Annotated in this window: 10 protein-coding genes; 7 read left to right on the forward strand and 3 right to left on the reverse strand. The window is 72.7% G+C overall.

Annotation, left to right across the window (positions count from 1 at the left end):
- Window positions 1–874, reverse strand: an 874-nt coding sequence (locus E1293_RS37015; RefSeq protein ID WP_243717100.1) for a glycoside hydrolase family 26 protein, incomplete at its 3' end; no start/stop codon positions are given.
- A 342-nt stretch (window positions 875–1216) separates the two neighbouring features.
- Between E1293_RS37015 and E1293_RS37020 the strand changes: the two genes are divergently transcribed.
- Complete coding sequence (locus tag E1293_RS37020) at window positions 1217–2470, forward strand: carboxylate--amine ligase (RefSeq protein ID WP_132203122.1); 1254 nt, start codon at window positions 1217–1219, stop codon at window positions 2468–2470.
- A gap of 27 nt (window positions 2471–2497) precedes the next feature.
- A complete protein-coding gene (locus tag E1293_RS37025) occupies window positions 2498–3739 on the forward strand; it encodes an NAD(P)-binding domain-containing protein (RefSeq protein ID WP_132203124.1) in 1242 nt (413 codons plus the stop codon).
- A gap of 58 nt (window positions 3740–3797) precedes the next feature.
- Here the strand turns inward: E1293_RS37025 and E1293_RS37030 are convergent, their stop codons facing one another.
- Complete coding sequence (locus E1293_RS37030) at window positions 3798–4049, reverse strand: hypothetical protein (protein ID WP_132203126.1); 252 nt, start codon at window positions 4047–4049, stop codon at window positions 3798–3800.
- Window positions 4050–4443: 394 nt separating this feature from the next.
- Between E1293_RS37030 and E1293_RS37035 the strand changes: the two genes are divergently transcribed.
- From E1293_RS37035 to E1293_RS37045, 3 genes are all read left to right on the forward strand, one after another.
- Window positions 4444–5331, forward strand: a complete 888-nt coding sequence (locus E1293_RS37035; protein ID WP_132203128.1) for a hypothetical protein — start codon at window positions 4444–4446, stop codon at window positions 5329–5331.
- 197 nt (window positions 5332–5528) lie between these two features.
- The gene (locus E1293_RS37040; protein ID WP_165978558.1) at window positions 5529–6527 is read left to right on the forward strand and encodes a chaplin family protein; all 999 of its coding nucleotides are present in this window, start codon (window positions 5529–5531) and stop codon (window positions 6525–6527) included.
- A 172-nt stretch (window positions 6528–6699) separates the two neighbouring features.
- Window positions 6700–7257, forward strand: a complete 558-nt coding sequence (locus E1293_RS37045) for a class E sortase (RefSeq protein WP_165978559.1) — start codon at window positions 6700–6702, stop codon at window positions 7255–7257.
- Between the two features lie 43 nt (window positions 7258–7300).
- Here E1293_RS37045 and E1293_RS37050 read toward each other — a convergent pair whose 3' ends face one another.
- A complete protein-coding gene (locus E1293_RS37050) occupies window positions 7301–8302 on the reverse strand; it encodes a matrixin family metalloprotease (protein ID WP_132203134.1) in 1002 nt (333 codons plus the stop codon).
- A gap of 351 nt (window positions 8303–8653) precedes the next feature.
- Between E1293_RS37050 and E1293_RS37055 the strand changes: the two genes are divergently transcribed.
- Both E1293_RS37055 and E1293_RS37060 read left to right on the forward strand, forming a co-directional pair.
- Window positions 8654–9646 (forward strand): PRC and DUF2382 domain-containing protein, encoded by a 993-nt coding sequence (locus E1293_RS37055; protein WP_207939313.1) that lies wholly within the window; start codon window positions 8654–8656, stop codon window positions 9644–9646.
- Window positions 9647–10123: 477 nt separating this feature from the next.
- Window positions 10124–12052 carry a glycoside hydrolase family 3 protein gene (locus tag E1293_RS37060; RefSeq protein WP_243717102.1) on the forward strand — a complete coding sequence of 643 codons (1929 nt, stop codon included), beginning with the start codon at window positions 10124–10126 and terminating at the stop codon, window positions 12050–12052.
- Window positions 12053–12141: the final 89 nt, after the last annotated feature.

Here is a 12141-nt window from a genome sequence, read left to right on the forward strand (position 1 = left end):
GTGTGGCCGGGATCGGTGCGGACGGGGCCGGCGCGAACGGGCCGGGGGAGGACGGCGGCGGCGCCGTCACGCCGCCGAACAGCTCCCGGTAGGCGGCCGCCGACCGCGGGTTGCCGCCGCACGACCAGACCCCGTGCGGGCAGTAGTCCGTGACCGACTGGTAGACGGTGTCGTGCGACACGATCCAGTCGTGCATTCCCCGGACATATTCGGGGTTGTCGGAGTTGCGGAACAGGCCCCATTCCGGAAACGAGATCGGCTTGCCGCGGCCGGCCGCGAAATCGGCCTGCGCGCGCAGCCCGTACGGCTCGTTGACGAAATCCTGGAACGACTCGCCCGCCGGCTGGTCGTAGCTGTCGGACCCGATGATGTCGACGACGTCGTCGCCCGGATAGCACTCCGTCCACGGGATGGCGTCGCGGCCCCGCGTCGGCGCGAAATCGAAACGGAAACGCGCGCCCGGAGTGGCGCGCATGGCGGTGACGATCCGCCGCCAGTACGCCTTCCACGCGGCCGGGTCCGGGGCGCACCGGCCGCCGTAGGCGTTCCCGTTCATCTCCCAGCCGAGGACGATGACGGTGTCCTGCGCACCCGCCTCGACGAGCCGCTGGGCGAGGGTCCGGTAGTGGCGGTCGAACGTGCCCCGCGCGCCGCCGCGCAGCAGCGAGGCCAGCGCCGGCACCGGGACCCACGCCTCGTTCGGCGCCATCATCGGGACGTTGAGCACCAGCATCCGGCGCGGGTCGGCCGCCTTCCAGCGCGCCCACGCCGTGAGCAGGTTCCGCGGCCCCTCGATCTCGTGCCAGTCGTCGCCGGGCAGGTAGGTGCGCCCGACCGTCACCGTGGAGCCGAGCCAGCGCTCGAACCGGGCCACCCGCGCGATCCCCTCCGGACCCGACCCGAGAAATGCCCCCAACGGCACGTATTTCGTCGAATTCCGGATCGACCGCGGCTGCGTCCAGGTCGTGAATACCGACGCCATGAGTACGAGCGCCATGGCGGACGCGGCCAGAATGGGAGGGAGTGGACAGAAGGGAAGCGGCCTTTTCCGCGGTCGTCCGAAAGGCCGCCCGGCTGGATGGATATCGGCAGCTCGCATGCGTATCGTATGCCCTTGGACGTCCGCCGCGAAAAAGCCGGCCGAGCAGGCGATGACAAAATTTACCGTCGGGAAGGGAAGCCGTGCGCCGCACTATGAGGGAATGGGCCTGATCGAATGTTCTTCGACACGCGGGCCCGGACGAGGACGCGCCTGGACCCGGCCCTCCCCGTCCTGTTGCTGCGCACCGACCGCAACCTCTTCCACCACGGGACGCTCGCCGCGATCCGCAGCCTCGGCCGCGCCGGGGTCCCGGTGCACGCGATCATGGAGGAGCGCGGCAACCCCGCGTCCCGCTCCCGCTACCTGCACCGCGGGCATCCGTGGGCGCCGCCCGCCGGACGCCCGGCCGAGCTGCTGGCGCATCTGGCCGCGATCGGCGAGCGGATCGGCCGCCCGGCGCTGCTCGTCCCGATGGACGACGCCGGAGCGATCTTCGTCGCCGAGCACGCGGACGCGCTCGCGTCCGGCTTCGTCTTCCCCCGCCAGGACCCCGGGGTCCCGCGCGGCGTCGCCGACAAGGCGCGGCTGCTGGCGGCCTGCGGGAACCACGGCGTCCACTGCCCGCCGAGCCGCACCCCGGAGTCGGCCGCCGACGTGGACGCGGCCGCCGAGGAGCTCGGCCTGCCGCTGATCGCCAAGTGGGCCCGGCCGTGGCGGCTCGGCCCCGGCATGCGCAGCACCACGCTCGTGCGGACCCTCGGCACCCTGCACCGGCTGTTCGCCGCCACCCGCGACCGCGACCCGGACGGCGACGCCGGGCCGCTGATCCTGCAGCGGCGCATCCCGGCGGCCGGCGGCGACTGGTTCTTCCAGGGCTTCTTCGACGACAAGCTCGACTGCCTGTTCGGCGCGACCGGCCGCAAGCACCTCGCGCACCCGCCGCAGGCCGGGCACACGGTGGCGGGGGAGTGGGTCGACAACCCCGAGCTGGAGCGCCTCGCGGTCCGCATCGTGCGGCTGCTCGGCTGCCGCGGCCTCGTCGACCTCGACTTCCGGTACGACGCGGCGGACGGCGTCCACCACCTGCTGGACTTCAACCCCCGGATCGGCGCGCAGTTCCGGCTGTTCACCGACCGCAACGGCCTCGACCTCGCGCGCGTCCTGCACCTCCACCAGTCGGGGCGTCCCGTCCCGGCGGCGCGCCCGGCGCAGGGCCGCAACCTGCTGGTGGAGAACCACTACCTCCAGCGGTCGGCGCGGCGCCCCCGGCGCCTCGGCGCGCCGCGCCCGGCCGCGCTGCGGGAGGCCCTCCGCCCGCTGCGGGAGGCCGACGAGTTCGCCTGGTACGCCGGAGACGACCTGCCGCCCTTCCTGGCGATGGGCGGGCAGAGCGCGCTCCGCGCGGTCGAGCGGCTCCGCACCAGGTAACACACGACCACACGGGGGAAAACGAACATGAGCGACTCGGTCACGGACGTCGTCATCGCGGGCGCCGGGCCCTACGGCCTGTCGACCGCCGCTTACCTGCAGAACGTCGGGCTGAACGTCCGCGTCATCGGCGAGCCGATGCGGTTCTGGGACGCGAACATGCCCGAGGGCATGTACCTGAAGTCCGAGCCGTTCGCGTCCAGCCTGGGCGCGCCGCAGGAGGGCATGCGGTTCACCGACCGGCACCCGGACTGGCGGGTCGGGCACCCGATCCCCCTGGAGACGTTCGTCGAGTACGGGCGCTGGTTCGCGGCCGAGGCCGTCGCCGGCATCGAGGACGCGCAGGTCGTGACCGTCGAGCGGGGCGGGCCGGCCGGATACCTCGTCACGGTGTCCACCGGCGAGACGATCGCGTCGCGGACCGTCGTCGTCGCCGTGGGCGTCGGCCCGTTCGCGCACATCCCGGACGAGCTGGCGGGCATGCCGTCGTGGCTCGTCTCGCACAGCAGCGCGCACAGCGACCTCAGCCTGTTCGCGGGCAAGGAGGTCGCGGTCGTCGGCGCCGGGCAGTCCGCGCTGGAGACGGCGGTGCTGCTGGCCGACGCGGGCGCGCACCCGCACCTGCTCGCGCGGCGGCGCGTCCTCGACTGGAACACCGTCCCCGCGGAGACCCGGCCGCTGCGGGCCAAGGCGCTCGGCGGGCCCCGGTCCGGGCTCGGCACCGGCTACCGGACGTGGCTGTGGGCGGAGCGGCCCGGGCTCGTCCGGTACCTGCCGGACCGGACGCGGCAGCGGATCGTCCGCGAGACGCTGCCGCCGGCGGGCGCGTGGTGGCTGCGCGACCGGCTGGACGAGCGGATCCGCGTCTCGACCGGCCGGCACCTCGCCAAGGCCGTCGAGCACGACGACGGCATCGACGTCACCACCACCGACCGCGCCGGGCGCCGCCTGGTCAGCGAGGTGGAGCACGTCATCGCCGCCACCGGGTACGTCCCGGACGTCGAGCGGCTCGCCCTGCTCGCGCCCGAGCTGCGCGGCCGCATCGCGATCCGGGCCGGCGGCGCGCCGCTGCTCAGCCGCGACTTCGAGGCGTCCACGTCCGGGCTCTACTTCGCCGGTCTCGCCGCCGCGCCCACGTTCGGGCCCGTCATGCGGTTCGTGCACGGCGCCGACTTCGCGGCGCGGCGGATCGCGCACGACATCATCCGGCGGACGCCCCGCGCGCGAGTGCCGGCGAGCGTCCTGGAGCCGGAGATGCCGGAGCGGTGAGCCCGCGCGGTTGAAGAATTCTCCTCCGGCAGGCGGGCACCGCGCGGGTGCCCGCCTGCTAGCCCCAGGGCGGCCGCGCCCGGCGCCGGGCGCGTTCGGCCCTGGCGGTGGCCATGGCCCATTCCAGGCGCGAGTACAGCGTCCAGGCACGGGACCGTCCGCGCCTGCCGCCGGCACTCTGACCGGGGGGAACGCGGGAGAGGATGAGCAGCTGGACGTCGCTTCGGGTGACGAAGCGGCCGACTTCGCGGTGCGGGCGATGCCGCCGCGCGGGTCGCAGCCGCGCCTTGGCGGACGAGGGGTCGATCATCGGAAGCTCCTCGGTCGGGCGGCGGTCGTGACCGTCCGTTCACCGAATGTAGCGCACCGGATACCGTCCGCCATACTTCTCCGGGCCATCGGATGAACGGGCGGTGTCGCACGCGGGCCGGGCCGGGTGGCCGGGCGGGTGGCCGGGCGGGGCGGCCGTGCACCGGCGAGAAGCCAACAGGAACGGCAAAAGCCTGAAATCCGGCAAAGTGCATGTCCGGCCGTGGAAAACCGAGCCTCGACAAAGCCGAATTCATGCGCGGGTAAATGATCCGGAGACACGCCGGAAGACGAAAACAATGGCGCTTGACCGTTCGCATCGCGGTGCTACGTTCATGCCGACCGGAACAGGAGACCGGACCCGAGCACGGCGACGGCGGTAAGGAGAACCGGCAGTGGAGCCCGAACCGATCCAGCGCGAGGCGAATCGCCCGCAGGGTCGGCAGCGGCATGCCCTCGTCCCGGTCCTCGTGCGCTTCCTCGCCGTCGCGGGCTTCGCGATCGCCGGCTGGATCGCGCTCTCCGCACTGTCGGAGTCCGCGTACGCGGCGGAGCAGGCTCCGTGGCCCGCGCCCCGGCAGGACGTCCAGCACCAGGACGAGCCGGGACTGCGCGGCCCGGCCGCACTCCGGCACCTGTCGTTCGACCACGCCTGGCAGACCGGAGACCCGGCGGACGCCCTCTCCCGCGGCACGCGGGAACTCGGCGACCACCCGGTGCACTACCTGCGGTCCCGCCAGCAGGACGTTCTCGACGGCAAGGACCAGGCCGTCCGCCACGTGCGGAAGCTGGCCGACGACGCCGGCGTCCCGCACGTACGGCTAGCGGACGTCCGGCCGAACCGTCCCCTCATCGGTGGCCTCGTCCACCGGGTGACGGACTCCCACTCCGTCCTGCTGCCGGACGCCCACGAGCGCCCGCAGGCACAGGACGAGGCGGGCACCGGCCACGCGCGGCAGAAGGCGGCCTCCGCCGCCGCGCCCGGCCACCGCACCGCCGGCGCTCCCGCGACGGCCGCGCACGGCACGGCGGGCAAGCACGCCGACGCCTGCCCCGGCTGCCACGGCGACCGGCGCGCTCCGGCGCCCGGCCCCGTGCTGCCGTCCGGTCAGGACGGCCCGCGCACCAGCGGCTCCGGGTCCGGGCACCCGTTCACCGCGGCCGCCGACCTGCTCAGCGGGCGGTACCCGGCGGCCCCGCCCGCCGTGGACCGGCGGACGATCCTCCGCACGGCGCTGACCGACGTTGCCGCGCCCGTCGGCCCGTCCGTCGTCCCCGACTAACCACCTCCGCCCGGCCGCGCACGGCCGGTTCCCGGCGGCCCGCGTGCATGCCGCACGCCGCCCGCCCGGCTCATCGAACCTTCCTCAACGCGCAACGGCCGCGCATGGCCGCTGCCACGGCTGCGCTCACCCGGATGGTGCCGCGCAGCGCTCACCACCGATTCACCGAATCAAGCAACCGACAGGAGCAACACATCATGCGCATGTGGGCAAAGAACACCGCTCGCGCGGCCCTGGTGGCCGCGGGCGCCCTCGCAGCCGGAGCCGCCTTCGGCTCCACGACCGGGGCCAACGCCGCCACCATGTACGGCGGCGGCTGGGACGGCGGCCACGACAAGGTCAACATGCAGTCGTCGAACAACTTCGGCCTGCTGAACGGCAACCAGGTGTACGCGCCGATCAGCATCCCGATCGACGTGTGCGGCAACGCCATCGCGATCGCCGGGCTCAGCCGGGCCCAGTGCAAGGGCGGCGCCAGCGTCTCCGCCGAGCGGTCCGGCGGCTCCGCGATGGACGCGGGCTACCGCGAGGGCGGCGCCTGGGGCGGCTCCGGCGGCGGCTGGGGCGGCGGCGGCCACAAGGTCGACATGCAGACGGCCGGCAACTTCGGGATCGGCAACGGCAACCAGGTGTACGCGCCGATCAGCCTCCCGATCGACGTGTGCGGCAACGCCGTCGCGGTGCTCGGCGCCGCTCAGGCGCAGTGCAAGGGCGGCGCGTCGGTCAAGCGGGCCGGCGACCCCGACGTGAAGATGCAGAGCACGGGCAACTTCGGGCTGCTGAACGGCAACCAGGTCTACATCCCGATCAAGGCCCCGATCAGCGTGTGCGGCAACGCCGTCGCGGTGCTCGGCCTCGCGGAGGCGCAGTGCAAGGGCGGCGCGACCGTCGGGGGCGGCGACGAGGAGATGCCGCCCACCCTGCGGACGCCGCCGAAGAAGAAGGTCTACAAGCCGTCCAAGCACCGTCCGGCCGCCAAGCACAAGAAGCTGCCGTCGACGCTGCGGGCGGACGGCTCCCGCGCGGCGGGCCCGAACTACCGGAGCGCGGACGGCCTACCCGCCGTCCAGGACTTCGTGAACTCGCTCAAGCGGACCGCGAAGGTGCCCGGGGTGGACGTCACCCCGGGGCAGATCGGCCCGCAGTCGCCGATGCAGGACCAGCCCGTCACGATCGGCTCGCCGGTCCTTAGCTGAGCACGAGTCGGCTGAGCACGAGTCGGCCGGGGGTGACGATCCGCGGCCGATGAACGGCGGAGGAGGGGCGGCAGACGTGCCGCCCCTGCCTCATGCCACACAGCCTCATGCCACACAGCCTCCTACCAGGCAGCCCCATGTCCGGCAGGATCACAGCGAGGGAGATGGCACCATGCTCGACCGGAAGTCCCTCTGCGCGGCGGCCCTGGCCGCGTTCTGCGCGCTGCCGGTCGCCGGCGTCCCGGTGGCGCGTGCTTCGGCGTCGGCCCCGGAGGCCCCGGCGGCCGCCGCCGCGGCGCGTCCGGAGAAGGGGTCGGTGATCGCGCGCATTCGGATCAAGCGGATGCGCCTGTCGATGGCCGTCCGGCAGGGGGTCGGCAGGTCGGTGCTGCAGCGGGGCGTCGGCCACTACCCGGGGACGGCGTTCCCGGGCCACGAGGGCAACACCGTGCTCCTCGGCCACCGGACGACCTACCTGCACCCGTTCAACAAGCTCGACAAGATGCGGCGCGGCGACCGGATCGTGCTGCGCGTGGGCCGGAAGTCCTACGTGTACACGGTGCGGACCAAGCGCGTCATCAAGCCGGCCGACCGGCGCGCACTGGAACCCGTGCCGTTCAAGCGGGCGAGCGCGCCCGACGGCGAGTACGTCACGCTCATCACCTGCACGCCGAAGGGCTCGGACCGGCGCCGCCTCGTCGTCGTCGGCAAACGGGCCCGCAAGAGCTGACCCGCGGCCGGACGCTGGACGGCGCCGTGCGGCTCGGTGCCGTTCAGCGTCCGCCGTACAGGGCGATCAGCCCGTCGTAGTCGCCCTTGCCGAGGGTGGCGGGCCCGTCGTCGCAGGACGCGACGGCCGGCGCCATCGTCAGTTCGGCGTGCTCGGTCCCCTCGATGTGGGCGAGGCCGAGGACGTGGCCCGCCTCGTGCGTCGCGACCGCCTCGGCGGAGTAGCTTCCGGCCGGGCAGGTCCCGCTCGTCCACCACCGCCTGCCCTGCGTCTGCAGCGCCATGTCCGTCTCGACCGTCGTCGCGCCGTTGAACCAGGTGCAGGTCGCCGCGAGGACGTCGTTCTCCGCGTCCGGCATGGCCAGCCATCCGAACGTGTTGGCCTGGTCCCGCTTCCCGCAGGCCGCGGCGCCGGTGACGTTGGGCCCCTGGTCGCTCTGGCCGGCGTAGTTCTCGCCTATGTCCGGTGGCGGCGTGAACTTCTTCGCGTCGGTGCAGTCAGTGTTGGCATTCACCATGTTGGCGATGCCCTTGGCGATGGGGTCCCTCGGCAGCCCGGCCGTTCCCGGGCTGTAGCGCCACTGGACGGTCGTGCCCTTCGGCCATTTGCTCGACTCGGGACGGTGCGCCCCGTCGTCGCAGGCGGCGGCCGCCGCGCGGAAGTGGCGCGGCCGGCCCTGCGGGTCCCGGCCGCTCCGGGTGGCGATGGTGATCTCGCCGGCCCGGGCGTCCACCCCGATGCGCAGCTCGGCGGCGCCGTCGGTGCGCAGCGCGTGCGCCACCAGCGAGGTCCCGTCGGACGGGACGACCGCGGACAGCCCGTTCGAGCCGCGCACCGTCCGGCCGCGCAGATCGCAGTCGGTGATCTTGACCCGCTGCGGCATCGCGCGGGCGGTGAGCGTCCCGCCGGGCTTGCACCAGGCCGGCGAGCGCCGGGCCTCACCGGTGCCGGTGCCGGTGCCGCCGAAGGCCGCGCACGCGAGGGCGGCGGTCACCGCGGCGGACGCGGTCGCCCCGCGCCGGGCCGCCCGTGGAAAGTCACGCATTTCGGTTCTCCGATGTGTGGGAGCGTCCCTCGCATTCTTCGCGCGTACCGGGGAGAGGAAAACCGCCGCCGACTAAAATGATCACCATGTCGAAAGGAATGCCATTCGTGAATGCGGCGCATTGTGGGTGTTTGCGGTAAGAGCGGCCGGCGGCGCCCCGGCGGCCCGGCGTAAGTGTTCGGTAAATCGTTCACCATAATCACGTAAACGCGTTTATAGCGTCCCTGTACGGAAAAGCAGGAGGTATTCCGGCAACTCGGGATCAACAGAACACCGCTACCGAGTGGCGGGCACCACCTCCCCCCGCCCCCCGCCGTCCGGGAGCGTTCACGGAAGACGGAGGTGTTCACCGTGGAGACGCAGACACAGGTGCGGGAACTGATGGGTATGAGCGTGACCGACACCCACGGCACGAAGGTGGGCACGGTCAAGCAGGTCTACCTCAACGACGACTCCGGCAGCCCGGAGTGGGTGACCGTGCACACCGGCTGGTTCGGGATGCGCGAGAGCTTCGTCCCGCTGTCCGGGGCGCGCAAGAGCCAGGACATGCTGCAGGTGCCGTACGACAAGGAGACCATCAAGGGCGCCCCGAACGTCGACGCCGACGAGCACCTGTCCCACGCGCAGATCGTGGACCTGTACCGGCACTACGGCGTGCGTCCCCCGGGTGGCAGCCGCACCGGCGGTGAGGCGGGCACGACCGGCGACAGCGGCATGACCGGCGCCGAGAGCAAGACGACCGCCGGGGCCGCCGGGACCGCGGGCACCGCGGGTGCGGCCGGTGCGGCCGGCACGGCGGGCGCCGCCGGGATGGCCGTACGCCCCGAGCGGGGCAAGCGCGATGCGGACGCCGGCCAGGCGAGCGCGAGCGCCCAGAGCGCCGGGCGGACGTCGACGCCGCCGCAGTCCGCGCGCGCGGGCGCGGAGGCCCCGATGACCGAGATCACCCGGTCCGAGGAGCAGATGCGCATCGGCACCGAGCGGCACGAGTCCGGCCGCGTCCGGGTGCACAAGTGGGTCGAGACCGAGATGGTCGAGCGGACGATCCCGGTCTCGCACGAGGAGATCAAGATCGACCGCGAGCCGATCGCGGGCGGCCGGCCGGACGCCAAGGTGAGCATCTCCGAGGACGACCAGGAGATCATCCTCTACGAGGAGCGTCCGGTCATCGCCAAGGAGACCGTCCCGGTCGAGCGGGTCCGGTTCCGCACCGAGCAGGTGCAGGACGAGCAGACCGTTCGCGGCGAGCTCCGCAAGGAGCGCATCGAGGTCACCCGCGACGACGGCACCCGCGCCGAGCACGGGCGCGGACCGGATCGCGACCGCGACCGTCCCGCCAAGTAGGGCGGAAACCGCACCACCCTGGATGGCGGCGCGTCCGACCGGCCGTTAGATCGCTCACCCGCCGGCCGGCCGGGCGCCCGTCCTGGACGCCCCGGCGGGATGCCGGTGGCCGGGTGTGGTCACGGGTGCCGGATGGGCCGGGTGGTTCGTCCGGGATCGCGCGGCTCAACGCATGCCGGTCGGACGGGTGGGGCCCCAGGTGGCCCCCACCCGCCCGACCGGCTTTGTTTGGCCCATGATTCAACTTCTGAATTTAGTCCGCGTCAACCCCTCTTCCGCAGTTTCCGCCCGGCGGCGGCCCGCCGCCCGCGGGCTCGTTGACAGCCCGCGCGGACGCGGGAGAGGTTCCTGGGTGACGACGTCGCCGGCGCAGGGGTCATGGCCGTCCGGGCGAGCCATGACCCCGGCGCCCGGCCGCGCGCGCGGTCCGCCGGGCCGTGCGCGAGCGTCCTCGGAAAGCGACCCAGGAGGGACGACTTGCGACACTCCCACAGACGTGTCCTCACCACCCGGATCGGGCGGTCACTGGTCGCGCTCGCGACCATCGCCGCCCTCCCGCCGGCCATCGCGGCGCAGCCCGCGCAGGCCGCCGGGCCCCAGGCCGCGTACCTGAACGCGCGGCTGCCCGTCGCGCAGCGGGTGCACGACCTGCTCGGCCGCATGACGCTGGAAGAGAAGGTCGGCCAGATGACGCAGGCCGAGCGCGGCGCCATCGACGCGGACCGCGACCAGATCACGAGCCTGGCCCTCGGATCGGTGCTGTCCGGCGGCGGCTCCGTGCCCGCCGACAACACCCCCGCGGGCTGGGCCGACATGGTCGACGCCTACCAGGCGAAGGCGCTCGCGACCCGGCTGAAGATCCCGCTGCTGTACGGGGTCGACTCCGTGCACGGCCACAACAACCTCGTCGGCGCCACCGTCTTCCCGCACAACATCGCGATGGGCGCGACCCGCGACCCCGGCCTCGTCCGCAAGGAAGAGCAGATCACGGCCATCGAGACGAAGGCGACCGGACCCCAGTGGGCGTTCGCGCCCTGCGTCTGCGTCACCCGCGACCTGCGCTGGGGACGCGCCTACGAGAGCTTCGGCGAGGACCCGGGGCTCGTCATCAAGATGGAGACCGGCCTTGAGGGCTTCGAGGGCCGCCGCAAGGGCGACCTGGCCACGAACCGGCACGTCCTGGCGACGGCCAAGCACTACGCCGGTGACGGCGACACGAAGTTCGGGTCGTCCACCAGCGGGACGTACACGATCGACCAGGGCGTGACCGTCACCGACCGCAAGCATTTCGCGAAGGTCGACCTGGCGCCCTACGTCGTCGCGGTGAAGAAGTACGGCGTCGGCAGCATCATGCCGTCGTTCTCCAGCATCGACTGGACCGAGGACGGCGTCGGCAACCCCGTCAAGATGAGCGCCAGCAAGGAGCTGCTCACCGACGTCCTCAAGCAGAAGATCGGCTTCGACGGCTTCCTGATCAGCGACTGGGAGGCCATCCACCAGATCCCCGGCGACTACGCCACGCAGGTCCGCACGTCGGTGAACGCCGGCATGGACATGTTCATGGAGCCCTACAGCGCCCCGCAGTTCGTCGAGACGCTGCTCGCCGAGGTGAAGGCGGGCCGCGTCAAGACGTCGCGGATCGACGACGCCGTCAGCCGCATCCTGAAGGCGAAGTTCGAGCTCGGCCTGTTCGAGCACCCGTACACCGACCGCAGCCTCGCGGGCACGATCGGGTCGCCCGAGCACCGCGCGGTCGCGCGGGAGGCCGTCGCCAAGTCGCAGGTCCTGCTGAAGAACTCGCGGCACGCGCTGCCGCTGCGCAAGAACGAGCGGATCTACGTGGCGGGCATCAACGCCGACGACATCGGCAACCAGGCCGGCGGCTGGACGGTCACGTGGCAGGGCTCGTCCGGCGACATCATCCCCGGCACGACGATCCTGGACGGGATCAAGCAGAACTCGTCCCACGTCACCTACAGCGAGGACGCGTCGGCGCCGACGTCCGGCAGTGACGTCGGCATCGTCGTGGTCGGCGAGACCCCGTACGCCGAGGGTGTCGGGGACGTCGGCAACGGCCACACGCTGAACCTGTCCGACGCCGACAAGGCGAACATCGACAAGGTGTGCAGCGCGATCAGGACGTGCGTCGTCCTGGACGTCGCGGGCCGCCCGCAGATCGTCACCGACCAGCTGTCCAAGACGGACGCGTTCGTCATGTCCTGGCTGCCCGGCAGCGAGGGCGCGGGCGTCGCGGACGTCCTGTTCGGCAAGCGCCAGTTCACCGGCAAGCTCTCGGTGACCTGGCCGAGCAGCGAAGCCCAGGAGCCCATCAACATAGGCGACCGCAACTACCACCCTCTCTTCCCCTACGGCTACGGCCTCCGCACCCGACCCCACCACCACTAGAACTCGACGCGGGACCGGCCGCCCACCACCCCTGGGGCGGCCGGTCCTGTTTATCCCGGTTCCCACGGGTGAGGCTGGCCCCAGCGTGC

The organism is Actinomadura darangshiensis, assembly GCF_004349235.1.
Lineage (GTDB): Bacteria > Actinomycetota > Actinomycetes > Streptosporangiales > Streptosporangiaceae > Spirillospora > Spirillospora darangshiensis.